The 26,246-nt window shown below is 71.7% G+C and carries 25 protein-coding genes; 7 read left to right on the top strand and 18 right to left on the bottom strand.

The features are described 5' to 3' along the window. Position 1: 1 nt before the first annotated feature. Entirely contained in the window at positions 2-487 is a 486-nt protein-coding gene (locus GA0070612_RS07910; protein WP_007073334.1) for a CarD family transcriptional regulator, read from the bottom strand. Positions 488-815: 328 nt separating this feature from the next. On the opposite strand from GA0070612_RS07910, the gene GA0070612_RS07905 reads away from it, so the two are divergent. Further along, complete coding sequence (locus tag GA0070612_RS07905) at positions 816-1,505, top strand: hypothetical protein (protein ID WP_088987319.1); 690 nt, start codon at positions 816-818, stop codon at positions 1,503-1,505. A 16-nt stretch (positions 1,506-1,521) separates the two neighbouring features. Here GA0070612_RS07905 and GA0070612_RS07900 read toward each other — a convergent pair whose 3' ends face one another. The 4 genes from GA0070612_RS07900 to GA0070612_RS07885 all read right to left on the bottom strand — a co-directional run bounded on the left by GA0070612_RS07900 (position 1,522) and on the right by GA0070612_RS07885 (position 5,442). Next, complete coding sequence (locus GA0070612_RS07900) at positions 1,522-2,169, bottom strand: hypothetical protein (protein WP_088987318.1); 648 nt, start codon at positions 2,167-2,169, stop codon at positions 1,522-1,524. A gap of 156 nt (positions 2,170-2,325) precedes the next feature. After that, complete coding sequence (locus GA0070612_RS07895; RefSeq protein WP_088991345.1) at positions 2,326-3,372, bottom strand: type III polyketide synthase; 1,047 nt, start codon at positions 3,370-3,372, stop codon at positions 2,326-2,328. Positions 3,373-3,469: 97 nt separating this feature from the next. After that, positions 3,470-4,636, bottom strand: a complete 1,167-nt coding sequence (locus GA0070612_RS07890; protein ID WP_088987317.1) for an acyl-CoA dehydrogenase family protein — start codon at positions 4,634-4,636, stop codon at positions 3,470-3,472. A gap of 41 nt (positions 4,637-4,677) precedes the next feature. Further along, positions 4,678-5,442 (bottom strand): class I SAM-dependent methyltransferase, encoded by a 765-nt coding sequence (locus GA0070612_RS07885; RefSeq protein ID WP_088987316.1) that lies wholly within the window; start codon positions 5,440-5,442, stop codon positions 4,678-4,680. A 46-nt stretch (positions 5,443-5,488) separates the two neighbouring features. Here GA0070612_RS07885 and GA0070612_RS07880 point away from each other — a divergent pair, with 46 nt between their 5' ends. The 4 genes from GA0070612_RS07880 to disA all read left to right on the top strand — a co-directional run bounded on the left by GA0070612_RS07880 (position 5,489) and on the right by disA (position 10,107). Next, the gene (locus GA0070612_RS07880; protein ID WP_088987315.1) at positions 5,489-6,328 is read left to right on the top strand and encodes a UbiA family prenyltransferase; all 840 of its coding nucleotides are present in this window, start codon (positions 5,489-5,491) and stop codon (positions 6,326-6,328) included. 139 nt (positions 6,329-6,467) lie between these two features. Then, on the top strand, positions 6,468-7,247 hold the full coding sequence (locus GA0070612_RS07875; RefSeq protein ID WP_088987314.1) for a hypothetical protein: 780 nt from the start codon (positions 6,468-6,470) through the stop codon (positions 7,245-7,247). 85 nt (positions 7,248-7,332) lie between these two features. Beyond that, positions 7,333-8,790, top strand: a complete 1,458-nt coding sequence (gene radA, locus GA0070612_RS07870; RefSeq protein WP_088987313.1) for a DNA repair protein RadA — start codon at positions 7,333-7,335, stop codon at positions 8,788-8,790. Between the two features lie 132 nt (positions 8,791-8,922). Continuing rightward, a complete protein-coding gene (gene disA, locus GA0070612_RS07865; protein ID WP_088991344.1) occupies positions 8,923-10,107 on the top strand; it encodes a DNA integrity scanning diadenylate cyclase DisA in 1,185 nt (394 codons plus the stop codon). A gap of 46 nt (positions 10,108-10,153) precedes the next feature. On the opposite strand, the gene GA0070612_RS07860 is transcribed toward disA, so the two are convergent. From GA0070612_RS07860 to GA0070612_RS07850, 3 genes are all read right to left on the bottom strand, one after another. Continuing rightward, complete coding sequence (locus GA0070612_RS07860; protein WP_088987312.1) at positions 10,154-10,873, bottom strand: hypothetical protein; 720 nt, start codon at positions 10,871-10,873, stop codon at positions 10,154-10,156. A gap of 118 nt (positions 10,874-10,991) precedes the next feature. Beyond that, the gene (locus GA0070612_RS07855; protein WP_088991343.1) at positions 10,992-11,546 is read right to left on the bottom strand and encodes a peptide deformylase; all 555 of its coding nucleotides are present in this window, start codon (positions 11,544-11,546) and stop codon (positions 10,992-10,994) included. A gap of 14 nt (positions 11,547-11,560) precedes the next feature. Continuing rightward, the gene (locus tag GA0070612_RS07850; protein WP_088987311.1) at positions 11,561-12,073 is read right to left on the bottom strand and encodes a glycine cleavage system protein R; all 513 of its coding nucleotides are present in this window, start codon (positions 12,071-12,073) and stop codon (positions 11,561-11,563) included. A 96-nt stretch (positions 12,074-12,169) separates the two neighbouring features. Here GA0070612_RS07850 and GA0070612_RS07845 point away from each other — a divergent pair, with 96 nt between their 5' ends. Further along, complete coding sequence (locus GA0070612_RS07845) at positions 12,170-13,081, top strand: HhH-GPD family protein (protein ID WP_088991342.1); 912 nt, start codon at positions 12,170-12,172, stop codon at positions 13,079-13,081. A 416-nt stretch (positions 13,082-13,497) separates the two neighbouring features. On the opposite strand, the gene GA0070612_RS07840 is transcribed toward GA0070612_RS07845, so the two are convergent. From GA0070612_RS07840 to lysS, 3 genes are all read right to left on the bottom strand, one after another. After that, on the bottom strand, positions 13,498-16,041 hold the full coding sequence (locus tag GA0070612_RS07840; RefSeq protein ID WP_088987310.1) for an ATP-dependent Clp protease ATP-binding subunit: 2,544 nt from the start codon (positions 16,039-16,041) through the stop codon (positions 13,498-13,500). A gap of 537 nt (positions 16,042-16,578) precedes the next feature. Then, entirely contained in the window at positions 16,579-16,923 is a 345-nt protein-coding gene (locus GA0070612_RS07835; RefSeq protein ID WP_088991341.1) for a histone-like nucleoid-structuring protein Lsr2, read from the bottom strand. 112 nt (positions 16,924-17,035) lie between these two features. Beyond that, positions 17,036-18,544, bottom strand: coding sequence for a lysine--tRNA ligase (gene lysS / locus GA0070612_RS07830; RefSeq protein ID WP_088987309.1), 1,509 nt, complete (start codon positions 18,542-18,544; stop codon positions 17,036-17,038). Positions 18,545-18,634: 90 nt separating this feature from the next. Here lysS and GA0070612_RS07825 point away from each other — a divergent pair, with 90 nt between their 5' ends. Beyond that, on the top strand, positions 18,635-19,375 hold the full coding sequence (locus GA0070612_RS07825) for a class I SAM-dependent methyltransferase (RefSeq protein WP_088987308.1): 741 nt from the start codon (positions 18,635-18,637) through the stop codon (positions 19,373-19,375). A 36-nt stretch (positions 19,376-19,411) separates the two neighbouring features. Here GA0070612_RS07825 and GA0070612_RS07820 read toward each other — a convergent pair whose 3' ends face one another. From GA0070612_RS07820 to GA0070612_RS07790, 7 genes are all read right to left on the bottom strand, one after another. Next, the gene (locus tag GA0070612_RS07820; RefSeq protein ID WP_088987307.1) at positions 19,412-20,170 is read right to left on the bottom strand and encodes a type III pantothenate kinase; all 759 of its coding nucleotides are present in this window, start codon (positions 20,168-20,170) and stop codon (positions 19,412-19,414) included. 17 nt (positions 20,171-20,187) lie between these two features. Further along, positions 20,188-21,084, bottom strand: a complete 897-nt coding sequence (nadC, locus tag GA0070612_RS07815; protein WP_088987306.1) for a carboxylating nicotinate-nucleotide diphosphorylase — start codon at positions 21,082-21,084, stop codon at positions 20,188-20,190. Continuing rightward, a complete protein-coding gene (locus GA0070612_RS07810; protein ID WP_088987305.1) occupies positions 21,081-22,775 on the bottom strand; it encodes an L-aspartate oxidase in 1,695 nt (564 codons plus the stop codon). Before GA0070612_RS07810 ends, nadC begins: the two co-directional genes overlap by 4 nt. 109 nt (positions 22,776-22,884) lie before the next feature. Continuing rightward, entirely contained in the window at positions 22,885-23,781 is an 897-nt protein-coding gene (locus tag GA0070612_RS07805) for a septum formation family protein (protein ID WP_088987304.1), read from the bottom strand. Between the two features lie 95 nt (positions 23,782-23,876). Beyond that, positions 23,877-24,305 carry an aspartate 1-decarboxylase gene (gene panD / locus GA0070612_RS07800; protein WP_088987303.1) on the bottom strand — a complete coding sequence of 143 codons (429 nt, stop codon included), beginning with the start codon at positions 24,303-24,305 and terminating at the stop codon, positions 23,877-23,879. Positions 24,306-24,349: 44 nt separating this feature from the next. Continuing rightward, complete coding sequence (gene panC / locus GA0070612_RS07795) at positions 24,350-25,198, bottom strand: pantoate--beta-alanine ligase (RefSeq protein WP_088987302.1); 849 nt, start codon at positions 25,196-25,198, stop codon at positions 24,350-24,352. After that, entirely contained in the window at positions 25,195-26,160 is a 966-nt protein-coding gene (locus GA0070612_RS07790; protein ID WP_088987301.1) for a Rossmann-like and DUF2520 domain-containing protein, read from the bottom strand. Before GA0070612_RS07790 ends, panC begins: the two co-directional genes overlap by 4 nt. Positions 26,161-26,246: the final 86 nt, after the last annotated feature.

Below are 26,246 nucleotides of genomic sequence, written 5' to 3'. Positions count from 1 at the left end.
ACTAGGCCTCGGTGAGGACCTTGTCGAGCAGCGTCTCCGCCTCGTCCTTGGTGCTCTTCTCCGCCAGCGCGACCTCGCCGACGAGAATGTCGCGGGCCTTGGCGAGCATCCGCTTCTCGCCCGCGGACAGGCCCCGCTCCCGCTCCCGGCGCCACAGGTCACGCACGACCTCGGCGACCTTCAGCGGGTTGCCGGAGGCCAGCTTTTCCAGGTTTGCCTTGTAACGCCGCGACCAGTTGGTCGGCTCCTCGGTGTGCGGAGCTCGCAGAACGTCGAAGACCTTACCGAGGCCTTCTTCGCCGACCACCTCTCGAACGCCCACGATCTCGGCGTTCTCAGCCGGCACCCGGACCGTCAGGTCACCCTGCGCGACCCTCAGGACGAGGTATTGCTTAGGCTCGCCCTTGATGACCCGAGTCTCGATTGCCTCGATGAGTGCGGCCCCGTGGTGGGGGTAGACAACGGTCTCGCCGACACTGAAAACCATAGGTTCGAAACCCCTTTCGCTGTGTCTAGGGTAACACGGTCAGGCACCGATGTCTCACCGATGTCCTGACCGTTGGCGCAGCTCAGGGGCCCTGTGAGAGGTCTTGCTTCGGCTTGACAGGCGGTCAAACCAATGGTTCGAACACGCTCCGTAACGTGCGGATGACTGCCCGGCACGAGTGAACAGAACGTCGAGATCAAGGGCTATGCGCTCCTCCCATGGTAGCCCGGCCGGCAGGACTGCGCCCAGGTGTAGCGGGAGGAGCCCCTGGTGCGCGACCCTGGAGACCGAGCCGCACTCCGCTCTCGAGACCCTTCCAGGAGGTCCGATGGGCAAGCCGGATGCTGAGGGCCACGGGCCGGCCGACGGCCTGCCCGGCCTGCCACCCGAGTGGGGCCGGGTCGTGGTCCCCGACGACGCGTCCGCACTCGCCGCCGAGGCCGCCCAGATCCGCCGCGAACTGCACAGGACCACCGATCTGCCCGGCGGCCACCGGGGTCTGGGACTGCCGCTGCTGGTCCTCCTGGTCGCGGTCCTCACCACGCTTGCCGGCCTGCTCGTGGTCACCTGGCCGCGGGCGGGTCGCACCGACCGTCCGACCCCGGCGCCCTACTCGCCGCCTGCGACCCTCACCGGACGGGCACTGCCCGCACTCGACCTGGTCGACCCGGGCCAGGCACCCGTACCGCTGCGGGGCCTGCTCCCCGCCATGATCATTCTGCTGGACGGCTGCCAGTGCCCCGACCGCGTCGGCGACGCCCTGGCCGCCGCGCCCGCCGGAGTCTCCGTGGTGACCGTCACCGGCGGCCGGACGGCCTCTCCCCCGCCGACGCACCAACGGCAGGTCCGGGCGCTGGCCGACCCCGCCGGAGGGCTCCGCGCGTTCCTCGGTCAGCCGGCCCGTCCCGGTGCCGCGACAGCTCTGCTGGTCGACCGCACCGGCAGGGTGACCCTGGTGCTGCCCGACCTCGGTCCGGTCCACGCCTACCAGGACGACCTGAACGCCCTCGCCCGCTGAACGGCCGACGGCCGATTCAGCGGGGCAGCTCGACGAGTTGGGCCTCGACGTCGACCTCCCGGTCTCCTGTCGCCGACAGCGCCACCCGGAACGGCCGGCCGCGCGACAGCACCCGAGCGCTGGCGACGGTGCCGTCACAGTCGATCTCCGACGGCCCGGCCAGGCCGGCCCCGACGACCGTCACCGTCAGGCTGCCCGGTCTGGTGCACCGGTACTGCAACAGGAGACGGGCGACGCCCTCAGCCGACTGCCGGACGATGCGCTCCCCCGGGCCGAGCACCGCCCGCTCCCGCCAGACCGTCTCCCGGAACGCGGGCAGGCCGTCCCGGAAGAAGATCCGACCGGGATCTCCCTCCACGCCCGTGACCACCCCCGTCGCCGCATCGATCTCCGCCCAGAACCCACGCGGCACGCTGACGATGTCACCCGAGTCGTCCAGCCGCACCGTCAACCGCTCCCCGGGCTCGATCGGGGTGGCCAGGGCGCGCTCCAGGGGCGTGGGCTCACGCGGGCCGACCGTCGGCGCGACCGACGGCGGGCCGGTCGACCCGGCCGTCGGGGCGGGCGCGGCGGCATGCCACCACCCACCACCGGCGGCCAGCACGGCCACCGCCGCGCCCCACAGCACCGCCGAGCGCAGCCGATCGTCAGTCGTCGCCCGCATCCACCGAGCCTACCGGCCATCGACGGAACGACGAGATGATCCACTCCGGTTCGGCGATATTGCGGTATCCGAGTGCCGGGGTTACCGCAATATCGGCGAAACCGAGTGGATCAACGTGGTGCGCTGCGACGAGCGGCCCGCGCGCACCGGAGACGGTCAGTCCTGTCGATCGAGCAGGGCGGCGTACAGGGTGAGGCCGGGGCCGAACGCCAGCATGACGACACGTCGAGCGGCAGGTGTACGGCTCAGTCGGTCCAGGATCAGCAGCACCGTCGGCGACGAGCAGTTGCCGTGCTCGTCCAGCGTCGCCCGGGACGCCGCCAGCCCCTCCGGCGGCAACGCCAACTCGCGCTCGACCACGTTGAGGATCCGCGGCCCTCCCGGGTGCACCGCCCAACCGTCCACGTCCGAGCTGGTGACGTCCTGCCGCGCCAGCAGGTCGTCCACCAGTTTGCGGACGTGCCTGGACAGCACCTGCGGCACCTTCGGCGACAACCCCATCCGGAAGCCCGCGTCGGTGACGTCCCAGGTCATGTGGTCGGCCGTCGAGGTGTCGGTGACGGACGTGACCTCGCGCAACGCGTACCCCGGACCGCCCGGCACGACCACGGCGGCGACCGCGGCGTCGGAGAAGAGCGCGTGCGAGACGATCTGCTGGGTGTCCACCCTGGCGCTGGACGGTTGGATGTGCAGGCTGGTCAACTCCGCGCAGAGCAGCAGCGCCGGCCGCCCCCGCGCGGTGACGAAGTCACTCGCCGCGCCGAGCCCCGGCAGCGCCGCGTAACAGCCCATGTGGCCCACGAACATCCGCTGGGTGTCGGCGGCCATGCCGAGGTCCCGGGCGAGCAGGATGTCCAGCCCGGGGGTGGCGTACCCCGTGCAGGAACACACTATGAAGAGGCCGATGTCGCCGGCACCCAGCCCGGCCGCGGTCAACGCACGACCCACCGCCTCCTTGCCGAGCGGAAGGGCCTCGACCTGGTAGCGACGCATCCGGCGTTCGGTCGGCCAGTCCGACACGTCCTCCAGCAGCGGATTGACCGAGGCCTGCCGCCGGGTCACCCCGGAGTTCGCGAAGATGCGCTGGGCCAACGACCGGGTGGTGCCGGAGAAGTGCCGGGAGAAGAAGCCCTCCCACAACTCGTCTTGGAGAGCGGACGGCGGCTGTGCAGTCCCGAGCCCCGCGATCACTGGTACGGACACGATCCCCACCTCTCGTCAGATGCTGTCCTCCCCCTGGTCGTCCCACCAGCCACCTCGACTGGCCTTTCCTCCTCCGCACGGGTCGCACCCGGTCGGCTCACCAACGTGGTGCCGATCCGTCGCGATCCGGGTCGCCGCCCAACGCGGCGATGCCCAACCAGTCGGCGCAGACATCCGACGTGGCCGGGTGCAGTGAGCCGCAACGTGCGTCCCGGTAGAGCCGCTCCAACGGATGGCCACGGCGGGTCGCCGCGGTGCCCGCCGCCTCCAGCACCGACGCCGCCACCTCGGCGGCCGTGGTGCCGGCGAGCAGCTTCGCGCGCCACACCCAGCGGTTGGTCTCCTCGTCGCCCGGCGCCTCGTCCACCCGGCGGGCCGCCTCGGCGACCACCAGCTGAGCGGCTGCCGTCGCCGCGTCCGCCCGGCCCAGTCGCGCCCGCACCGCCGGCAGGCCGCCCAGGTTGCGGGCGTTGAGATGCTCGGCCGCCGCGTCGACGGCCGCCCGGGCCACCCCCACGTAGACGGCCGCGTAACTGGCCACCAACCAGTGCGGCATCAACTGGGCGACCACCAACGCCAGCCCCTCGACACCGCCGAGCAGCCGGTCGGTCGGCACCGTGACGTCCAGGTGCAGGTCGTGCGACGAGGTCGCGCGCATGCCCAGCGAGTCCCAGGTCGGCTCCACGGTCAGCCCGTCACCGGCGGGAACCAGGAACTGCGACACCACCGACTGGTCGGCCGCGCTGCGCGCCGCGACCAGGTAGCCGTCGGCATGCCCGGCCCCGGAACAGAAGGTCTTGCTGCCCTTGAGGTGCCAGCCGCTGTCGGTCGCCTCGTAGGCGGTGGTGAGCTGGGACAACCGTGCGCCCGCGCCACGCTCGCTCATCGCCACCGCGTACCAGGCACCCTCGGCGGCGGCGGTCAACAGGCGGTCCCGGGCGGCCAGCGCCTCGTCCGGCACCCCGAGCGCCTCGGCCAGCTCCTCGGTCACCGCGCCCAGGGCACCGGTCACCGAGGCGTGCATGTTGAACACCAACGCGGTAGCGCCGTTGCCCCGGGCAAGCTCGGTGGCCACCGCCGCGTACTCGGCGAAGCTCGCCCCCAGACCGCCCAGCGCCCGGGGCACCATCAAGCCGAACAGGCCGGCCTCCCGCAGATCCTGGAAGTCGTCGGCGGGGAAGGAACCGTCGCGGTCGTGCTCCGCCGCCCGCGCGGCGAACCGCGGCGCCAACCGGCGGGCTGCCTCAAGCGCCTGAACCGTCATATCGTCTCCTCCTCGGCGTCCCATACCCCGCCACGGCCCGACTATCCTTTGCGGACCCCCCGGCCCTGGTAGAGAACGGCGGTGGACCGGGTCGGCACGATGCGCGGCGGTCGGCCGGCGGGCACCCCACCGGTCGCGCGGGCCCGGCGCAACAGCCAGGCGAGCAGGCCCCCGACCTGCGGTCGGATGCCCCGCAGCCGCAGGTCGACACCGTGCCGGGCACACTCGGCCACCAGAGCCTGGGCGTCCACGAACAACCGAGGGTCGTGGATGCCGAGCGGCACCGTCGGCAGTCGCTCGGCGATCCGCACCGCGACGAGCCGGGCCACCGCCGTGTCGTTCAATGTGTCCAGCACCAGCAGGCCACCCGGGCGTAGCAACCGGCACGCCTCGGCCACCGCGCGCGGCCACGCCGGCACATGCTCCAGCAACTCACCGGCGGAGACCACGTCGGCGCAGCCGCTCGGCAGCGGGACCGCTGTGGCGTCGCCCTGCACCACCCGGACCCCGTGCTCGGCTGCCTGGACCAACGCCGAACGGGTCACATCGACTCCGATGTGGTGGTAGCCCTTGCCCGCCAGGTGCGGTGCGAGAAGACCCGCGCCGCAACCCAGATCCACCAGCACAGCGCCTGGGCGGGTGGCCGGCGGCACCAGCGCCGCGCGGGCCTCGGCCAGCCAGTGCAGCATCGCGAACGCACCGTCGGGCCGCCACCACTCACCGGCCAGGTCGTCGTACTGGCGCGGATCGTTGCGCGGCAACACCCTGGGATCGGTGGACGCCGCAGCCGCAGCCACGTCTCGCATGCAACCGAGCGTGGCACGACTGCTCGGCAACGACCAGACTTCCCTTATGTCGTCGAGGGTGTTAGGGCTGGTCAGGGCGAGCCATCCGGAACCGGCCGCAGCCGTGACCGCGGTCTCCGGTCTGCTGGCGTGGGGGGTGGGTCACCGGCCGAGCGGAGTCGTCTCCGTCGTGCTCGCCGTGCTGGCCAGCCAGCTCGCCGTCGGCTGGACCAACGACGCGCTGGACGCCGAGCGGGACGCCACTGTGGGGCGTACCGACAAACCGGTCGCCGCCGGCGCGGTCGGTCGGCGCACCACGGCCTGGGCCGCGGCGGTGGCCGCGGTGGCCTGCCCGTTGCTCGCGCTGACCACGAACCCGACGGCGGCGTTCTGGCTCACCGTCGCCCTGGTCTCCGCGCTGCTCTACGACTGGCCCCTGAAGGGGACGGTGTTCTCGGTGCTGCCGTATGCCGTCTCCTTCGGCGCGCTGCCCGCCTTCGTGGTGCTGGCGCTGCCCGGTCAACCGGCCCCGCCCGCCTGGCTGGTGGTCGCCGGGGCGTGCCTGGGCGCCGGCGCGCACTTCGCCAACGTGCTCCCCGACCTGGCCGACGACGCGCGGACCGGGGTGCGCGGCCTGCCCCACCGGCTGGGCGCCGCCGGCAGCCGGGCCGCGGCGGCCGGGTTGCTCCTCGCCGCGACCGCCGCGCTGGTCCTCGGGCCACCCGGGCCGCCGTCGGCGATCGGCCTGGCGGCGGTGGGCACGGCCGCGGTGGTGCCACCACTGAGCTGGTACGCCGGCCGCTCGGCGGTCCGGGCCGGCCGGCGGCCGGTGTCGGCCTTCCGAGCGATGCTGTTGGTGGCCCTGATCGACGTGGTGCTGCTGGTGGCGAGCGGTCGCCTGGTGTGAGCAGCACCCGGGCAGGTGGCAATGCCGGGTCCGCGTGCGGGCCTCGATCAGCTCCAACTACCCTGGAGCGCGGTCTGCGCGGGTATGGCCACCGTGCCCGGCGTGCGGCCGGGTGGGGATTGTGACGAGGAGGACCGACGTGACGCGCTCGATCAGGGGATCCCGGCGGGCGGCCCTGTTGCTGTCCGGGATTGCGGCGGCCAGCCTGCTGGCGTCCGGATGCGGCACCGGTCAGATCGCCGAGACCGCGTTGAAGGAGCCGTCGGTCCAGGGCGTCAACCTCACCACCGACAACGGCTCCTTCTCGGTACGCGGGCTGCTGGTCGCCTTCCCGGGTGTCGAGGGTTACCGGGCCGGCCAGGACGCGACGCTCGACGCCGTGATCTACAACGACTCGAAGGAGCCGGTGACTGTCACCGTCACCACCGAGAGCGCCCGTGAGGTCGTGATCAGCGGCGGCTCCGCGAGCCCGTCGCCGTCGACCTCGGCGTCCGCCTCGATGAGTCCGTCCCCGTCCGGTGCGGCCAGCCCGTCGACTCCGACGTCGCGCTCGGGCAGCCCGTCGGCGACGCCCTCGGAGACCGGGTCGTCCTCGGCCACCCCGTCCGCCCCGGAGTCCGCGCGGGCGTCGGGTTCGGCCAGCCCGTCCGCCCCCGGCCAGCCGGCGCGGATCGAGCTGGCGCCGCTGAGCTACGTCCAGTTCAACTCCGAGGCGACCACGCAGCTCCGGCTGATCGGCCTGACCGAGGCGCTGCGCTCCGGCCAGAACGTCGTCGTGACCTTCGACTTCGGTAACGGCAACACGGTCACCGGGCAGGCACCGATCGCGGTGCCGCTCACCCCGGCCGCGCCCCCCTCGCCGATCATCGAGCGCGAGGGCGGCTACGAGGGCAACGAGGGCGGCACGACCCACGAGTGACCCGACCGTCAGATCGACGAACGCCCCGGCGTGGTGACCACCACGCCGGGGTGTTTTCGTCGTACGCGGGGGCTAGCGTCCTGATGTGACCACCTCCCGATCAACCCCTCCGCGTGGCGGCGCGGCCGGTGCCACCCGTGGCCGGTCCAGCGCCCGCGAGCCGCGCCCGGCCTACGAGTGCGACGCCTGCGGGCACCAGCCGCCCAAGTGGGTGGGGCGTTGTCCGGAGTGCAGCGAGTGGGGTTCGGTGGTCGAGAGCACGATCACCGGCCCGACCGTCTCCGGCCGGGTGGTCAGTTCCCGGATGCCGTCCGAGCCGGCCCGACCGATCGCGACCATCAGCGCCGCTCCGGCCCGCGCCCGCCCCACCGGGGTCAGCGAGCTGGACCGGGTGCTCGGCGGCGGCCTGGTCCCCGGTGCCGTGGTGCTGCTCGCCGGCGAGCCCGGTGTGGGCAAGTCGACACTGCTGCTGGACGTGGCGCAGCAGTGGGCGGCCGGCTCCGGCAGCCCCTCGCTGGTGGTCAGCGGGGAAGAGTCGGTCAGCCAGGTGCGCCTGCGCGCCGAGCGGATGGGCACGCTGCACGACCAGCTCTACCTCGCCGCCGAGAGCGACCTGGCCTCGGTGCTCGGCCACCTCGACGCGGTCAAGCCGGGCCTGCTGGTGCTCGACTCGGTGCAGACCATCTCGACCACCGGCACCGAGGGGGTGCCCGGCGGGGTGACCCAGGTCCGCGCGGTCACCGCCGCTCTGGTCTCGGTCGCCAAGGAGCGGGGCATCGCCACCGTGCTGGTCGGGCACGTCACCAAGGACGGCCAGGTGGCCGGGCCCCGGGTGTTGGAGCACCTGGTCGACGTGGTGCTGCACTTCGAGGGCGACAAGCACTCCTCGCTGCGCCTGGTGCGCGGCGTGAAGAACCGGTTCGGCGCTGCCGACGAGGTCGGCTGCTTCGAGATGCACGAGGGCGGCATCAGCAGTCTCGCCGACCCGTCCGGGTTGTTCCTGACCCGCTACGCGGAGCCGGTGCCGGGCACCTGCGTGACAGTGGCCATGGAGGGGCGACGAGCGCTGGTCACCGAGGTGCAGGCCCTGATCGGCGCAACGGTGGCCGGGTCACCCCGACGCACCGTCTCCGGCCTCGACTCGGCACGACTGGCGATGGTGCTCGCGGTGCTGCAACGGCGCACCGAGCGGCTGACGCTGCACGACCGGGAGGTCTTCGCCGCCACGGTGGGCGGCATCCGGGTGGTGGAGCCGGCCGCCGACCTGGCGGTCGCGTTGGCGGTCGCGTCCGGTGGCCTCAACCTGGCGATCGCTCCACACCTGGTGGCGATCGGTGAGGTGGGGCTGACCGGTGAGGTGCGCCGGGTCGGGGCGGTGCCGCGCCGGCTGGCCGAGGCGGCCCGGCTGGGGTTCAAGGTGGCCCTCGTTCCGCCCGGTTGCGGCCCGGCCAGCACCGGCGCCGGCCCCGAGCAGATGCGGGTGACCGAGGTCACGGATGTCCGTTCGGCGCTGCAACATGCGGCCCGCGCGTCCGCCGAGTGACCCACCGTGCCGACGCGGATGCCCATACCGGACAGCACGTCGCAAGAGGGAAACCGGTTGGAGGGGCCGCATCGTGACACATCACAGTAACCACGACAGCACCCACCGCACGGCAGTCCGTAGACTGTGCCCGTGCCGATCGACCGCGATACCACCAAGCCAGCCGGCGCGCCGCCCCAGGCCCGCACCGGCGCCGTGGGCTCGCCTGCCCGCCCGATCAGCGTGAGCGTGACCGCAGGCGCCGCCGGGAGTGCTGGGGACCCGTTGCGGGCCAACCTCGCCCTGATGGCCCCGGGCACGGCGTTGCGCGACGGTTTGGAGCGCATCCTGCGGGGTCGCACCGGTGCGCTGATCGTGCTCGGCTACGACAAGGTCGTCGAGGGTCTGTGCACCGGCGGCTTCCCGTTGGACGTGGAGTTCTCCGCGACCCGGGTCCGCGAGCTGTGCAAGATGGACGGCGCCGTGGTGCTCTCCAGCGACGGCACCCGGATCGTCCGGGCGGCCGTCCACCTGATGCCCGATCCGTCCATCCCGACGGAAGAGTCCGGCACCCGGCACCGCACCGCCGAGCGGGTGGCCCGGCAGACCGGTTACCCGGTCATCTCGGTCAGCCAGTCCATGCGGATCATCAGCCTCTACGTCAGTGGCCAGCGGCACGTGCTGGACGACTCGGCGGCCATCCTCTCCCGCGCCAACCAGGCGCTCGCCACCCTGGAGCGCTACAAGCTCCGCCTGGACGAGGTCTCCGGCACGCTCTCCGCGCTGGAGATCGAGGATCTGGTCACCGTCCGGGACGCGGTGGCCGTGGTGCAGCGCCTGGAGATGGTCCGCCGGATCGCCGACGAGATCGCCGGTTACGTGGTGGAGCTGGGCACCGACGGCCGTCTGCTCGCCCTTCAACTCGACGAGCTGATGGCCGGCGTGGACGCCGATCGCACGCTCGTCATCCGGGACTACCTCCCGGTCGGCCGCAAGTCGCGCACGCTGGACGAGGCACTGGTCGAGCTGGATCTGCTCGGCGCCACCGAGTTGATCGACCTGGTGTCGGTGGCGAAGGCGATCGGCTACCCGGCCGCGTCCGACGCGCTGGACGCAGCGGTCAGCCCGCGCGGCTTCCGACTGCTGGCCAAGGTGCCCCGGCTGCCGGTGACGGTGGTCGACCGCCTGGTGGTGCACTTCGGCAGCCTCCAGCGGCTGCTGGGCGCGACGGTGGAGGACCTGCAGGCCGTCGAGGGGGTCGGCGACGCCCGGGCCCGGGGCGTGCGTGAGGGGCTGTCGCGGCTCGCCGAGGCATCCATCCTGGAACGCTACGTCTGACCCGGTAACGCCGACTGTGGCCCGGCGACGCTACGTCTGACCCGGCTCAGCCGGTGACGGTGAGCTTCGTCGGTGAGCTGAGCTTCGTGCCCACCCGGGCGAACACCTGGTACGACCCGGCGGGCGGGAACGGCCCGGCCGCCAACCCGCTGCCGTCGCACCGGCTGGTGTCCCGGCCGTTCCAGGACACCTGGTAGGAGCGCTCGAAGTTCGGCGTGAAGGACTGCACGTCCGCACCCTGCGCCTTGCCGCAGGTGTCCGACGACCAGATCTTCTCCGCACCGGACTTGACGAAGATCTCCTGCGCCTCCGCACCGACGTTCCGGCTGCACGTCCGGTCCGACGTGTTCTTGATCTTGAGCTGCAGGTCGACCAACGCCCCCCGCTGGACGGAGGTCGGGCTCGCCACCGAGACGACGCTGATCTCGTCGTTGGTGCAGGTGCCGTCGTCCTCCGAGCCGGCTGCCGCGCCCAGCGGAGGGTCGTTGCTGGTGATCGCCGGGCTCGGGCTCGTCGGACCCGAATCGGCGGACGTGGACGGCGACGCAGCCCCGGTCTGCGGTGTCAGCACCGGCCCATTGGGATCAGACGTCGCGGAGGACGTCGTCGACGGCGATCCTCCCGCCTTCGGATCCTGACCGCTGGAACGACCCGACTGGCTGCAGGAATAGAGCAGGACAATCAGGAAGAGAAGCCCCGCTCCGAGTACGACGACACGACGCCGCCAGTACACGGCGGGTGGCAGGGGGCCGACCGTCAGACGCATGATGCCCCCCACCGTAGTCTCGCTCTGCCCGCCAGCACTGTACGACGCGCCGGAGCCGCCCCCGGGCGCACGTACGAACCTCCACTGAGGACGGAGGGGCGAGCCGTCCGGCAGCCGATCAGAGGTAGACCTTCCGCTGGTAGACGGCGTGCGCACCCGCCACCCGATCAAGGAAGAGCAGACCCGCACAGTGGTCGATCTCATGCTGCAACGCCCGAGCCTCGAACCCGTCGGTCACCAACCGGACCTGCTCGCCCGTGCCCGGGAGATCGCCCTCCACCACCAGCCGACTGGCCCGCTTCACGTCCCCGGTCAGGTCCGGCACCGACATGCACCCCTCCCGGCCCGGCTTCCACCGAGTCGCCTCGACCACGCGGGCATTGCAGAGCACGAACGTGCCATGGACAGTGACCGCCTTCGGGTGCCCCGTCACATCGACAGCGAACACGCGAGCGCCCACACCGACCTGCGGGGCGGCCAGCCCGACGCAGCCCGGCGACACCCGCATCGTCGCCACCAGGTCGGCCGCGAGCTGGACCGTCTCCTTCGCCGTCGGATCGACCGCCTCGGCGGCCCGGCTCAACACCGGGTGCGGGGCCGACACCACCGGCCGCACCTCACCCGGCACGACCAACGACTCAGGCGTCCACCCGCCCAGACCGACGTCCGGCACGCTCTCGCCGCCGGTCACAACAGGTCCGGGTCCGCCGGCCGGAGCGTGACCTCCACGCCCAACTCACCAGCCGTCCGGTGCAGCCGGTCGACAAGCGTGTCGGCCACACCGGCCGGCAACTCCACCTCGGCCAGCACCACGTAGAGCGAACCAGCCAACCGCGTACTCAGGTCCGTCACATTCCCACCGGCGTCGACGAGCACCCGCGTCATCGCCGCGACGATGCCCATCCGGTCCGAACCGTGCACCGCCATCACGTACGGCTCACCCACCGGAGGCACGTCCCCGTCCGGCGTGACCGCGCGTACCGTCGCCAGCAGTTGACCCTCGGCGGCCAGCGGCGCCAACGCGACCTCGACCTCGTCCGCGCCCGGCCCGGTGCAGATGAGCGTCATCGCGAAATGCCCCCGCAGCCGCGTCATCGTGCTGTCGGTCAGGTTGGCGCCCAGTCCGGCCAGCACCTCGGCGACGTCGGCCACGATGCCGGGCCGGTCCCGACCGATGACGGTGATCGCGAGCTCGTTCATCCGCGCATTCTCTCCGATCCGACGAGCGCCGTCGTGGCACCCCGCCCGAGCCGCCCATCCACCGGGATCGCGGAGCGTGACATCATCGACGACGCCATGACTCAACCCGATTTCGCCACACTGGTCAGCCGATGGTTCCAGCAGCACGCCCGCAGGCTGCCGTGGCGCGAACCCGACGTCACCCCGTGGGCCATCCTGGTCAGCGAGGTCATGCTCCAGCAGACGCCCGTCGTCCGAGTCGTACCAGCCTGGCAGGCGTGGCTGGCCCGCTGGCCGGACCCGGCGGCGCTGGCGGCCGACACCCAGGCCGAGGCGATCCGGATGTGGGGACGCCTCGGCTACCCCCGTCGGGCGGTCCGCCTGCGCGACTGTGCCGTCGCCATCGTGGAACGGCACGGCGGCCAGGTGCCGGACCGGTTGGAGCAACTGCTGGCACTGCCCGGCGTCGGCACCTACACGGCACGGGCGGTGGCCGCCTTCGCGTACGGGCAGCGGCACCCGGTGGTCGACACCAACGTACGCCGTGTGGTCAGCCGAGCGGTGGCCGGCGAGCCCGATGCCGGCCCGGTCACCAGACCCGCCGACCTGGTCGCCACCGAAGAACTCCTACCCGAGAAACCGGCCGCGGCGGCACTCGCCAGCGCCGCGTTCATGGAGCTAGGCGCGGTCATCTGCACGGCCCGGTCACCGCGCTGCACGGCCTGCCCGGTCGAATCGATCTGCGCGTGGCGGGCCTCCGGCCAGGAGGCACCAGCCGGGCCGACCCGCCGACCCCAGCGGTACGCGGGCACCGACCGACAGGTCCGCGGTCTGCTGCTGGGGGTGCTGCGGGAATCCACCGGACCCGTCCCGCACCAACGGTTGGACCAGGTCTGGACCGACGATGTCCAGCGTGCCCGCGCCCTCGCCGGCCTGGTTCAGGACGGTCTCGTCGAAGCAGCCGGCAGCGACAGCTTCCGCCTCGTCGGCGACGGTCCGTCCCACCCCGCCGCCGACCTCACCACCTGACCGCCGCAGCCGCACAACCCTGCTGCGCCCTCGACCGGCCCGGTCCGGCATTCATCCCCGTGCCGCCCCGCCCAGCCTGACCCCGCCCGGCCTGGCCAAGATCGTGCCCGATCCTGGATGTAGTGGCCTCACTCGCGCTGGAGGCCACTACATCCAGGATGTTGCGTGATCTTGCGGGGTGTGGGGAGACGGCGCGGCGCGGGCACTCCCAGGCGGGCGCGAGACAGGCGGGCCGGGCGCGGTGGGCCGGGCCGGGCACGGTGGGCCGGGCCGGGCACGGTGGGCCGGGCCGGGCACGGTGGGCCGGGCCGGGCACGCGAGGCGGGCCGGCGCTCGGGTGTGACCCGTGCGAACAGCGAAAGGCGGGGCCCCGGTGGCTCATGCCACCGGGGCCCCGCCCCTTGCTGCTGGTCGTGCTACTCGTCGGCGCCCGCTGCCGCGGTGCCGGCGGCGGTGCCACCGAGGTCGGCCGGAACAGCGTCCGGAACCTCGACCGGCTTCTCCGCGCCCCGGAAGACGAGCTTGGACTTGTCGATGTCGTTCGGGTCGCCCTCGCAGTCCACCACGACGATCTGACCCGGGGTCAGCTCGTTGAACAGGATCCGCTCGGAGAGGTTGTCCTCGATGTCGCGCTGGATCGTGCGACGAAGCGGACGGGCACCGAGCACCGGGTCGAAGCCCTTCGCCGCCAGGTACTTCTTGGCGTTGTCGGTCAGCTCCAGACCCATGTCCTTGTTACGCAGCTGGCCCTCGATCCGCTGGATCATGATGTCCACGATCGAGAGGATCTCGGCCTGACGCAGCTGGTGGAAGACGATGGTGTCGTCGATCCGGTTGAGGAACTCAGGCCGGAAGTGCTGCTTGAGCTCGTCGTTGACCTTCTGCTTCATCCGGTCGTAGTTCGACTCGGAGTCCTCCGAGGCCTGGAAGCCCAGCGACACCGCCTTGGCGACGTCACGGGTGCCCAGGTTGGTGGTCAGGATGATGACCGTGTTCTTGAAGTCCACGATCCGACCCTGACCGTCGGTGAGCCGACCGTCTTCGAGGATCTGCAGGAGCGTGTTGAACACGTCCGGGTGGGCCTTCTCGATCTCGTCGAAGAGGACCACCGAGAACGGCCGACGCCGCACCTTCTCGGTCAGCTGCCCGCCCTCGTCGTAGCCGACGTAGCCGGGAGGGGCACCCACGAGCCGGGAGACCGTGTAGCGGTCGTGGAACTCGGACATGTCCAGCTGGATGAGGGCATCCTCGCTGCCGAAGAGGAACTCGGCGAGCGCCTTGGACAGCTCGGTCTTACCGACACCGGACGGACCGGCGAAGATGAACGAGCCCGAGGGGCGCTTCGGGTCCTTCAGGCCGGCCCGGGTACGCCGGATCGCCTTCGAGACCGCCTTGACCGCGTCCTCCTGGCCGATGACGCGCTTGTGCAGCTCGTCCTCCATGCGCAGCAGGCGCGAGGTCTCCTCCTCGGTCAGCTTGTAGACCGGGATGCCGGTCCAGTTGCCGAGCACCTCGGCGATCTGCTCGTCGTCGACCTCGCTGACGACGTCCAGGTCACCGGCCTTCCACTCCTTCTCCCGCTGAGCCTTCTGACCGAGGAGCTGCTTCTCCTTGTCACGCAGCTGAGCGGCGCGCTCGAAGTCCTGAGCGTCGATCGCGGACTCCTTGTCGCGACGCACCTGGGCGATGCGCTCGTCGAAGTCACGCAGGTCCGGCGGCGCGGTCATCCGACGGATGCGCATCCGGGCGCCGGCCTCGTCGATCAGGTCGATCGCCTTGTCCGGAAGGAAGCGGTCGGAGATATACCGGTCGGCCAGAGTCGCGGCGGCGACGAGAGCGGCGTCGGTGATGCTCACGCGGTGGTGCGCCTCGTAGCGGTCGCGCAGGCCCTTGAGGATCTCGATGGTGTGCGCCAGCGAGGGCTCACCCACCTGGATCGGCTGGAAGCGGCGCTCGAGAGCGGCGTCCTTCTCCAGGTGCTTGCGGTATTCGTCGAGGGTGGTGGCACCGATGGTCTGCAGCTCACCACGGGCCAGCATCGGCTTGAGGATGCTGGCGGCGTCGATCGCGCCCTCGGCGGCACCCGCACCCACCAGGGTGTGGATCTCGTCGATGAACAGGATGATGTCGCCGCGGGTGCGGATCTCCTTGAGCACCTTCTTGAGGCGCTCCTCGAAGTCACCGCGGTAGCGGGAGCCGGCGACCAGCGCACCCAGGTCGAGCGTGTAGAGCTGCTTGTCCTTCAGAGTCTCGGGCACCTCGCCCTTGATGATCTTCTGAGACAGCCCCTCCACCACGGCGGTCTTACCGACGCCGGGCTCACCGATCAGGACCGGGTTGTTCTTGGTACGGCGGGAGAGCACCTGCATGACCCGCTCGATTTCCTTCTCGCGCCCGATGACCGGGTCGAGCTTGCCCTCGCGGGCGGCCTGGGTCAGGTTGCGGCCGAACTGGTCCAGCACCAGGCTGGTCGACGGCGCGGCCTCACCCGGCGCGGCGCCCGCGGCGGCGGGCTCCTTGCCCTGGTAGCCGGAGAGCAGCTGGATCACCTGCTGGCGGACCCGGTTGAGGTCGGCGCCGAGCTTGACCAGCACCTGGGCGGCGACGCCCTCGCCCTCACGGATCAGCCCGAGCAGGATGTGCTCGGTGCCGATGTAGTTGTGGCCGAGCTGCAGCGCCTCGCGCAGCGACAGCTCCAGCACCTTCTTGGCCCGCGGCGTGAACGGGATGTGCCCGCTCGGCGCCTGCTGGCCCTGGCCGATGATCTCCTCGACCTGCTGGCGGACGCCCTCCAGGGAGATGCCGAGGCTCTCCAGGGCCTTAGCCGCGACGCCTTCACCCTCGTGGATCAGGCCCAGCAGGATGTGTTCCGTACCGATGTAGTTGTGGTTGAGCATCCGGGCCTCTTCTTGGGCCAGGACGACAACCCGTCGCGCTCGGTCGGTGAACCGCTCGAACATGCCCTCGTGCTCCTCACGTGCCGTGCGCCTTGATGGTCAAGATCTTGGCGGGGCCGGTGCACGAACGTCCGGGACGGGCGTCCGTGCCTCCTTACTCTATCGTCGCCGACCGACTCAGCTGAGGTCGTGTGTCTCTGCTCTGGGTCGGTTCCACGTCGTTTTGGACAACCGTCCGCGCTCAGGAGGTGTTCCGGTAGTCCTGTCGCTACGCGCAGAGCGAAATCCGACGGACGCGACAGGTGCCCGATTCGGGCCCCGAAGGCGCTTCCGGGGGCTCGGAGAGGGCGGTCCGGGACCGCGACGAACGCCGCGTCCGGCCTCTTGGACGTTGTCCACAGGTTGTGGATAGCTGCTCCACTGGTTGTGGACAACGCCGCCGGGTCACGAAAGCTTCCCGCCCGCCCGCTGCCCACCCGGCCGGTGTCGGGGAGGAACGACCGGTCGCCCGTCGGAGACGGCGACGCCGGCCCGGAGAGGTGCTCCGGCCCGGCGTCGGTGTCGCCTGCGGTGGCTGCTCGCCACCTGGTTGCTGACTGGTCAGCGCTTGGCGTGGTACTCGTCGACGATCTCCTGGGGGATACGACCCCGGTCCGAGATGTCCTTGCCGGCCTTCTTGGCCCACTCCCGGATCGCCTTGTTCTGCTCCCGGTCGGCGGTCGCGCCACCCCGACCGCGGGCGGCACGCCCGCCGATCACGACGCCACCACGGCCGACCTTGGTGCCGGCACCCACGTACGAGGCAAAAGCGTCGCGCAATTTAGCGGCGTTGGCCTTCGACAGGTCGATCTCGTACTGAACGCCGTCGAGGGCGAACTTGACGGTCTCGTCAGCGTCCCCGCCGTCCAGGTCATCGACCAGCTTGTGAATGATCTGCTTGGCCACGTCCCACATTCCTTTCGAGCAGGGCGCTCCTGCTTAACGAGAGCACAATAACCCGTAAGCTGCTTGCCGCGTCAATAGGATGCCGTTACGGCTCGGCGTGAGCCGGGCACGACTACTCGGGGCGGACCAACGGGAAGAGGATCGTTTCCCGAATTCCCAGCCCGGTGAGGGCCATCAACAGGCGGTCGATTCCCATTCCCATACCGCCGGCCGGCGGCATTCCATACTCCATCGCCCGGAGAAAGTCCTCGTCGAGACGCATCGCCTCGTCGTCGCCGCGGGCCGCCAGCTGCGCCTGGGTCACCAGCCGCTCGCGCTGCACGACCGGGTCGACCAGCTCGGAGTACCCGGTGCCCAGCTCGAAACCGAGCACGTAGAGGTCCCACTTCTCGGCCAGGCCCGGCTCGCTGCGGTGGGCCCGGGTGAGCGGGCTGGTCTCCTCCGGGTAGTCCCGCACGAAGGTGGGCGCCTCCAGGCCGGGAACGACAAGTTCCTCGAACAGTTCCTCGGCCAGCTTGCCCGGCCCCCACTTCGGGTCGACCGCCAATCCCACCTTGTCCGCGTACTCCACCAGGCGGGAACGCTCGGTGCGGACCGTGACCTCCTCGCCGAGCGCTTCGGAAAGCACACCGAACAGCGTCACGGATCGCCACTCGCCGCCCAGGTCGAACTCCCGCCCGTCGGCGTGGGTCACCACCGTCGAACCGCTCACCGCGATCGCCGCCTGTTGCACGAGATTGCGGGTCAGCTCGCCGATGGTGTCGTAGTCCCCGTACGCCTGGTACGTCTCCAGCATCGCGAACTCCGGCGAGTGCGAAGAGTCGACACCCTCATTACGGAAGTTGCGGTTGATCTCGAAGACACGGTCGACGCCACCAACCACCGCGCGCTTGAGAAACAGTTCCGGCGCGATTCGCAGATACAGATCGGTGTTCAACGCATTGCTGTGGGTCACGAACGGTCGGGCCGTCGCACCACCATGAAGCAGTTGCAACATCGGCGTTTCCACCTCGATGAAGCCCTGCCCGTGCAGCGAATCGCGCAGACTGCGGACGGTGGCCGCCCGGGTACGGACCATCTCCCGTGCCTGCGGCCGGACGATCAGGTCGACGTAACGCTGCCGGACGCGGGCCTCCTCGGAGAGCGGCTTGTGCGCCACCGGCAGCGGGCGCAGCGCCTTGGCGGTCATCTCCCACTGCTGGGCCAGCACCGACAGCTCACCGCGGCGACTGGTGATCACCTCACCGGTGACGCCGACGTGGTCACCGAGGTCGACCAGGCGCTTCCAGGCCTCCAGCCGCTCCGGCCCGACCCGGTCCAGGGAGAGCATCGCCTGCAACTCGGTGCCGTCGCCGTCCCGTAGGGTCGCGAAGCAGAGCTTGCCGGTGTTGCGTACGAAGATCACCCGACCGGTGACAGCGACCTGGTCACCGGTCGCGGTGTCGGTGGGCAGGTCGGCGTAGCGCTCCCGGACCTGCGCCAGCGTGGTCGTACGGGAGAAACCGACCGGGTAGGGCTCGACGCCGTCGGCGAGCATCCGGTCCCGCTTCTCCCGGCGGACCTTCATCTGCTCGGGAAGGTCGTCGGCGGGGTCCACTGGCACGGCGTTCTGCTCGCTCACGGCACGCTTCCTCAACGAAGGATTGTCGGCGGGGTCAGGCCCGAGCGTACTCAAGCCCTCATCGGGCCGTTAACGGATAACCTGCGCGGCATGGCGGATCACACTCAGGCCCTCTCGTTCGGTGCGGCGGCAGCCGAGTACGACCGCTTCCGACCCCGTTACCCGGATCGGGCCGTGCGGTGGGCGCTGGACGGGCTGGGGAGTGCCGCGCGGGTCGTCGACCTGGGCGCGGGCACCGGCATCCTCACCCGCGGGGTGCTCGCCCTGGGCCACGAGGTGACCCCCGTGGAACCGGACCCGGACATGCGCGCCCAGCTGGCGGCCGCCACCCCGGGCCTCACGGCGCTGGCCGGCGGGGCGGAGTCTCTGCCGCTGCCCGACGGAGTCGCCGACGCGGTGGTGGTGGGGCAGGCGTACCACTGGTTCGACCGGGAGGTGGCGCACGCCGAGATCGCGCGGGTGCTGCGGCCCGGTGGGACGTTCGCCCCCATCTGGAACATGCGCGACGATCGGGTGGACTGGGTCGCCGAGCTGGGTCGGATCGCGCACCTGGGGGACAACGCCGGCAACGTGGTCGAGAGGTACACCAGTTTCGGCCCGGCGTTCGAGCCGATCGAGCAGGGCGAGTTCAGCCACCACACCAGCCTCACACCGGACGACCTCATCGCGATGCTGCACACCCGCTCGTACTGGCTCACCGCCCCGGACGACCGGCGGGCGACGATCGACCGGGAGCTGCGGGAGCTTCTGGCCACCCACCCCGACCTGACCGGCCGGGAGACCGTCGAGCTGCCGTACCGCACGATCGTCCTGCGCGCCCGGCGGCGCTGACACCCCGCGCGGACCCGCCACCGGCCACGGCCGGGGTCACCTGTTGCGCTCGTAGACCATCCGCAGGCCGATCAAGGTGATCATCGGCTCGTGGTGGGTGATGCTCCGGCACTCGTTGATCACCAGGGAGGCGAGGCCGCCGGTGGCGATCACTGCCCGCACCTCGCCCAACTCCTCGGTCATCCGCTCGACGATGCGGTCCACCTGGCCGGCGAAGCCGAAGTACAGGCCGGCCTGGAGGCATTCCACGGTGTTCTTGCCGATCACCGACCGGGGCTTGGTGGCCTCGACCTTGCGCAGCTGCGCCGCCCGGGCGGCCAACGCGTCGAACGAGATCTCGATGCCCGGGGCGAACGCGCCGCCGAGGAACTCACCGCGCTCGCTGATCACGTCGAAGTTGGTGGTGGTGCCGAAGTCCACGACGATCGACGGCCCACCGTAGAGGGTGTACGCGGCCAGGGTGTTCACCACCCGGTCGGAACCCACCTCCTTCGGGTTGTCGATCGCCAACTGCACACCGGTGCGCACCCCGGGCTCGACGACGACGCTCGGCAGGTCGGCGTAGTAGCGGCTCAGCATGGTCCGCAGCGACCGCAGCGCCGCCGGCACCGTGGAGCAGGCGGCCACCCCGGTGATCTCGACGTTGTCCCCGGCGAGCAGGCCCCGGAACATCAGGCCCAGCTCGTCCGCCGTCGAGCGGGCATCGGTCTTGATCCGCCAGGAGTGCACCAGCTTGTCGCCGTCGAAGGTCGCCAGCACGGTGTTGGTGTTTCCGATGTCGATGCAGAGCAGCACCCACGCAGCCTAGACAACTACTCGATGCGCAGGTCCAGCGCGATGTCCAGGATCGGCGACGAGTGGGTCAGCGCGCCCACCGAGAGGAAGTCGACGCCGGTGGCCGCGTACCGACCCGCCACCTCCAGGGTCAGCCCGCCGGTCGCCTCCAACTCCGCCCGGTCACCCACCGCGGTCACCGTCTCGGCCAACACCTCGGGCGTCATGTTGTCGCACAACAGGAAGTCCGCCCCGGCCTCCACGGCCTCCACCGCCTCGTCGACAGAGGTCACCTCCACCTGCACCGGCACCTCCGGGAACGCCTCCCGGACGCGCCGGTAGGCAGCCGTGATGCTGCCCGCCGCCAGCTTGTGGTTGTCCTTGATCATGGCGACGTCGTAGAGGCCCATCCGCTTGTTGGTGCCCCCACCGGCCCGTACCGCGTACTTCTCCAACGCCCGCAGCCCCGGCGTCGTCTTCCGGGTGTCCAGCACCATCGCCTTCGTGCCGGCCAGGGCGTCCGCCCAGGCGCGGGTGTGCGTCGCCACCCCGGACATCCGGCAGAGCAGGTTGAGCGCCGTCCGCTCGGCGGTCAGCAGCAACCGGGTCGGGCCGGTCACCGTCGCCAGCACCGCGCCGCGCGCCACCCGCTCGCCGTCCCGGGCCAGCACCGACACCTCGACGGTACGACCGAAGCCCGTCACCTCGCCCACCAGCTCGAACACGGCTGCGGCCACGGCCATCCCGGCCAGCACCCCGTCCGCGCGGGCCACCAGGTCGGCGGTGTCCGTCTGTTCCGCCCCGATGGTGGCCACGCTGGTGACGTCCAGGAAATCCGGACCCAGATCCTCGACCAGCGCGGTCTCGATCACCTGCCGCACCCCGGCCGGATCCAGACCGGCCGCCCGCAACGCCGTCTCCGTCGACTCGATCACAAATTTCCCTCCCACTGTTGCGTCACCCGGCCCTGCACCCCGACCGACCCGACCAAATGGCCCAGCCACCTCTCGTCGGCCGTCGGGAAGTCCTCCCGCCAGTGGCAACCCCGCGTCTCACCGCGTGCGTACGCGGCAGCCACCAGCGTCGACGCCACGGTGAGCAGATTCGTCGCCTCCCAGTCGGCGGTCCGCGGCCGGCCCCGGGCAGCGCCCAGCTCGGTGAGCGTTCCGGCGGTCTCGGCCAGCGTCGTCGCGGACCGGAGCACCCCGGCACCCCGGGTCATCGACCGTTGCAGGGTCGGCGTCACCTCGGCGGGCAGCACCCAACCCGCACCGCCACGCCAGGCACCCGTGTCGGCCGGCTGCACCTGCTCGGGCAGGCCGGCGGCGATGTCCTCGGCGATCCGCCGGGAGAAGACCAGGCCCTCCAGCAGGGAGTTGCTCGCCAGCCGGTTCGCGCCGTGCACGCCCGTGCAGGCCACCTCACCGCACGCGTACAGGCCGGGGATGGAGGTGCGACCGCGCAGGTCGGTGCGGACACCGCCGGAGGCGTAGTGGGCGGCGGGCGCCACCGGGATCAAGTCGGTCGCCGGGTCCACGCCGATCGACAGACACGACGCCACGATCGTGGGGAACCGCCCGGCCAGGAAGTCCCCGCCCAGGTGCCGCGCGTCGAGGAAGACGTGGTCCGCGCCGGACGCCAGCAGCACCCGGTGGATGCCCTTGGCCACCACGTCCCGGGGCGCCAGTTCGGCCAACTCGTGCTGGCCGACCATGAACCGCTTGCCGTCGGAGTCCACCAGGTACGCGCCCTCGCCCCGCAGCGCCTCCGAGACCAACGGCTGCTGCGCGTGGCCCGCGCCGGGCACCCCCTCGCCGGACGGGGTGATCAGAGCAGTCGGGTGGAACTGGACGAACTCCACGTCGGTCACCGCCGCGCCGGCCCGCAGCGCCAGCGCCACCCCGTCCCCGGTGGAGACCGCCGGGTTGGTGGTGGCCGAGAAGATCTGCCCCATCCCCCCGGTGGCGAGCACCACCGCTCGGGCCAGCAACGCCCCGACGCCGTCCTCGCTCCCCTCGCCGAGCACGTGCACTGTGATCCCGCAGGCCGGGCCGAGCCCGTCCGGGCCGCCCCCGGGAGCACGGAGCAGGTCCAGCACCAGGGCGTGCTCGAACAACCGGATCCACGGGTCGCGCTGCACCGCGGCGTGCAGAGCCCGCTGCACCTCCGCACCGGTCGCGTCGCCACCCGCGTGCACGATCCGGTCGGCCCGGTGTCCACCCTCACGGGTCAGCATCAGGGAGCCGTCCGGATGACGATCGAACTCAGCCCCGATGCGGATCAACTCGCGCAGCCGGGTGGGGCCCTCCTCGACCAGCACCCGGACCGCCGCCGGGTCGCAGAGCCCGACACCGGCGATCTCGGTGTCCCGGGCATGCGCCGCCGGAGTGTCCGTCGGGTCCAGCACGGCGGCGATGCCGCCCTGTGCCCACCTGGTCGAACCGTCGTCGATGTTGACCTTGGTGACCACCGTGACGTGCAGGCCCGCCTCGCGCAGGTGCAGCGCCGCGGTCAGCCCGGCGACCCCGGAACCCACCACGATCACGTCGGTGGTCTCCACCCAGCCGGGAGCGGGCGCGGCCAGCAACGTGGGCAGGGCCGGCAGGTCGACGGTCGGAACGTCCATCCTCCCAGTCAACCCGAACGATCCTCGCCCGGGGCGGCGGGGGCGGGACGAGTGTTTTCGGCTACGCCGTCCGCCGCCGTCCGCGGCGCGCCGGCCGGGGGGCTCAGTGTCACTTCGTCCGAACCGGAAGACCGGCCGGGCCCGCGCCCTTCAGCGAGGCGGTCACCGTACGGTTGCTGAGCCACAGGTAACAGCGGACACCCCGGTCCCCGACCTTCCACCGCCCCGCCCCCGGTGGACGGACCACCACACCACTGCGAAAGCGCAGGTCGGCGTCGTCCGGCACGCCCACGTACCGGCTGAGGGCGCTGCGGCACCCGGTGTAGAGGGGAGCCCAGTCGGCGTCCCGGGTCGGGTACGGCATGTCCGGCGCACGCCACACCCCGACGAACTCGGCGTCGTGCTGCCGGGCGCACTCCACCGGCACCAGCGTCTGCACACCCCGGCCGGCCGCCACGCGGGTCTGCTGGCAACCGAGCCGAAGCCCGGACTGCCCCTTCAACGCGTCGCGCAGGCTGCCGGACCGGACCACCACCGTGGCCCCCGCCTCGGTGGTCGTCAACTCGGTCAGGTCGCACCGGAACCAGCGGGAACCCGCACCCCAGCCCGGGCCGGACGGCAGAGCCACGGAGAGACGCAGCCGACCCGCCCGCCAGTCGTCGCCCACGTAGCCGGTCGCCCGGGTGTCGCACTCGGCGAACGCGCCCCGCAACTCGACCGACCCGCTTGCCGGGGCGCTCGCCCGCTCGACGGGAAACACCCCCACGTGCACGGTCTCCAGCCGGTGCGGACCGGCGCAGTCCACCGGCTCGTAACTGGCCAGGGTGACCACCTCGGTGAAGTCGGCGGCCTGGCACACACCGGCGGACGGGGTGAACGCCGACGGTGGCGGCAGCGCCGCCCAGTCGTCGGTCAGGTCACCGTCCAGGCCACCCGAGCCGGCGCAGCCGACCAGTAACAACGCTGCCCCGGCAGCGACGAGCACTGTCGTCATGGCACGGCGCATCGCGGCCTCCCCCAGCCACCGACCGGCTTACGCCAGTACCCCAGGGTAACCGCTAATGACCTTCCGGTGACAGACCGGAATCGCCTCGCAGGGGATCAGACAGCGGACACGCCCAGGGGGCTCGGCACCGGGTCACCGACCATGCCGGGTGCCACCGCTGCCGCGTCGGCGCCCAACTCGATCACCCGGTTGTCGGCGTCCACGTGCACCACCCGCGGACGGTACGACCGGGCCTCGGCGTCGTCCATCTGCCCGTACGAGATGAGGATGACCAGGTCACCGGGGTGCACGAGGTGCGCGGCGGCACCGTTGATGCCGATCACGCCGCTGCCCCGCTCGCCCGGGATCACGTACGTCTCCAGCCGGGCGCCGTTGGTGATGTCCACGATCGCCACCTGCTCACCGGGGATCAGGTCGGCGGCGTCGAGCAGATCCTCGTCCACCGTCACGGAACCGACGTAGTGCAGGTCGGCCTGGGTCACCGTGGCGCGGTGGATCTTCGACTTGAGCATGGTCCGCAACATCGGGGTGGCCTTTCGCAAGGTTGGTGGAGGTCGGTGCGGTCGCGTCAGGGACGCGGGGCGAGGTGGACGGCCGCGTTGTCGATCAACCGGGTGGCGCCCACCCAGGCGGCGATCACCAGCCGGGCGGGCCCGGACACCGGCCCCGGCTCCAGCTCGGGGTCGGTGAGCACCAGGTAGTCGAGGCGGGCACCGGGCGTACCGGCACCGAACGCGGCGTGTGCGGCGCTCAGCACCGCGCCCGCGTCCCGACCGTCGTCGGCGGCCCGCGCACCGGCCCGCAACGCGGCGGACAGGCTCAGCGCGGCGGCCCGCTCCGGCTCGCTCAGGTAGCGGTTGCGGCTCGACAACGCCAGCCCGTCCGGCTCTCGGACGGTCGGCACGCCGACCACCTCCACCGGCACGTCCAGGTCCCGGGTCATCCGCCGGACCAGGGTCAGCTGCTGGTAGTCCTTTTCGCCGAAGAACGCCAGGTCCGGCCGGGTGAGCTGGAGCAGCTTCAACACCACGGTGAGGACGCCGTGGAAGAAGCCGGGGCGACTCGCGCCCTCCAGCTCCGCGCCGAGCGGGCCCGGATCGAGGCGTACGCGGGGCTGGCCGTCCGGATACATGTCGGCCACCGACGGGGCGAAGACCAGGTCGGCCCCCGCCCGGCGGCACACCTCCAGGTCAGCGTCGAGGGTGCGCGGGTACCTGTCGAAGTCCTCGTTCGGCCCGAACTGCAACGGGTTCACGAAGATCGTCACCAGTACGTGGTCGGCCTGTTCCCGGGCCGCGCGCAGCAACGTCTCGTGCCCGGAGTGCAGCGCGCCCATGGTCATCACCACCCCGACCGTGCCCTTCAGGGCGGCCCGGGCCTCGGCCAACTCGGCACGCGTGTGCACCACCTGCGTCATAGCGACACCTCCCGACTGCTGTCGGCCAGGACGCCGAGCAGCGACTGCGCGTCCACCGGCCGCAGCCGTCCGGCAGCGATCGCCCGGTCGGCGGTACGCCGGGCCAACGCCAGGTACGCGGGAACGGACTCCGGGGCGGTGGCGGCCAACCGGGTCAGGTGCCGCTCGACGGTGCCCGCGTCGCCCCGGGAGACCGGCCCGGTCAGGGCGTCGTCGCCCAGTCGCAGCGCGTTCTCCAGGGCGGCCCGCAGCAGCGGGGCGAGCACCTTCTCCGGCCGGTCCACCCCGGCGTCGCGCAGCCGGTCGGTCGCCTCGTTCACCAGGGTCACCAGGTGGTTAGCGCCGTGGGCCAGCGCGGCGTGGTACAGCGGGCGGTCCGACTCGGCCACCCACTCGGGCACGCCGCCCAGGTCGGTCACCAGTCGGGCGGCCAGTGGGCGCAGCGGGGTCGGGGCGGTCACCCCGTACGAGATGCCGGCCAGCCGGGCCAGGTCGTCCGGCGTACCGGTGAAGGTCATCGCGGGGTGCAGGGCGAGCGGTTGGGCGCCCACCTCGGCGGCCGGCGCCAGCACGGCGAGACCGTGCGCGCCGGAGGTGTGCGCGACCACCTGACCGGGGTGCAGAGCGCCCCGCTCGGCGAGGTCGGTCACCACGGCGGCCAGCGCGTCGTCCGGCACCGCGATGAGCAGCAGGTCGGCGGCGGTGTGCGCCACGTCGGCGACCGGACGGCGGGGCACCTCGGGCAGCAGCAGCGCCAGCCGGGCACGGCTCGCTCCGGAGCCGCCGGCGACGGCGACCACCCGGTGCCCGGCGGCGGCGAGTGCGGCACCCAGGACGGCTCCGACCCGACCGGCGCCGATGACACCGACGGTCAGGAGGCGGGGGGTGCCGAGAACGACACGATCCCGCGAGACGGCAGGCCCGTGCGGGGCGGCCGGACGCGGGCGCAACGGTGCGCTCATGACGACGATCCAGTCCTCGAGAAGGGGTACCGGTCGATCGCAAGTATGCGCCCGGCCCGCCGAACCAGGACAAGCATGTGTGAAAA

The organism is Micromonospora chokoriensis (genome assembly GCF_900091505.1).
Classification (GTDB): domain Bacteria; phylum Actinomycetota; class Actinomycetes; order Mycobacteriales; family Micromonosporaceae; genus Micromonospora; species Micromonospora chokoriensis.
Note: the sequence above shows the minus strand (reverse complement) of the source record. Positions and strands in the feature narration are given on the sequence as shown.

What these genes read in the sequence shown, in the direction of transcription:
- GA0070612_RS07850 (WP_088987311.1), bottom strand. Translation starts at nt 12,073, where the DNA reads ATGAACGAGCTCGCGATCACCGTCATCGGTCGGGACCGGCCCGGCATC.
- GA0070612_RS07790 (WP_088987301.1), bottom strand. Translation starts at nt 26,160, where the DNA reads ATGAGCGCACCGTTGCGCCCGCGTCCGGCCGCCCCGCACGGGCCTGCC.
- GA0070612_RS07910 (WP_007073334.1), bottom strand. Translation starts at nt 487, where the DNA reads ATGGTTTTCAGTGTCGGCGAGACCGTTGTCTACCCCCACCACGGGGCC.
- GA0070612_RS07810 (WP_088987305.1), bottom strand. Translation starts at nt 22,775, where the DNA reads ATGGACGTTCCGACCGTCGACCTGCCGGCCCTGCCCACGTTGCTGGCC.
- panC (WP_088987302.1), bottom strand. Translation starts at nt 25,198, where the DNA reads ATGACGCAGGTGGTGCACACGCGTGCCGAGTTGGCCGAGGCCCGGGCC.
- GA0070612_RS07860 (WP_088987312.1), bottom strand. Translation starts at nt 10,873, where the DNA reads ATGCGTCTGACGGTCGGCCCCCTGCCACCCGCCGTGTACTGGCGGCGT.
- GA0070612_RS07840 (WP_088987310.1), bottom strand. Translation starts at nt 16,041, where the DNA reads ATGTTCGAGCGGTTCACCGACCGAGCGCGACGGGTTGTCGTCCTGGCC.
- GA0070612_RS07880 (WP_088987315.1), top strand. Translation starts at nt 5,489, where the DNA reads ATGTCGTCGAGGGTGTTAGGGCTGGTCAGGGCGAGCCATCCGGAACCG.
- GA0070612_RS07900 (WP_088987318.1), bottom strand. Translation starts at nt 2,169, where the DNA reads ATGCGGGCGACGACTGACGATCGGCTGCGCTCGGCGGTGCTGTGGGGC.
- GA0070612_RS07885 (WP_088987316.1), bottom strand. Translation starts at nt 5,442, where the DNA reads ATGCGAGACGTGGCTGCGGCTGCGGCGTCCACCGATCCCAGGGTGTTG.
- GA0070612_RS07825 (WP_088987308.1), top strand. Translation starts at nt 18,635, where the DNA reads ATGGCGGATCACACTCAGGCCCTCTCGTTCGGTGCGGCGGCAGCCGAG.
- GA0070612_RS07905 (WP_088987319.1), top strand. Translation starts at nt 816, where the DNA reads ATGGGCAAGCCGGATGCTGAGGGCCACGGGCCGGCCGACGGCCTGCCC.
- panD (WP_088987303.1), bottom strand. Translation starts at nt 24,305, where the DNA reads ATGTTGCGGACCATGCTCAAGTCGAAGATCCACCGCGCCACGGTGACC.
- GA0070612_RS07805 (WP_088987304.1), bottom strand. Translation starts at nt 23,781, where the DNA reads ATGCGCCGTGCCATGACGACAGTGCTCGTCGCTGCCGGGGCAGCGTTG.
- GA0070612_RS07845 (WP_088991342.1), top strand. Translation starts at nt 12,170, where the DNA reads ATGACTCAACCCGATTTCGCCACACTGGTCAGCCGATGGTTCCAGCAG.
- GA0070612_RS07890 (WP_088987317.1), bottom strand. Translation starts at nt 4,636, where the DNA reads ATGACGGTTCAGGCGCTTGAGGCAGCCCGCCGGTTGGCGCCGCGGTTC.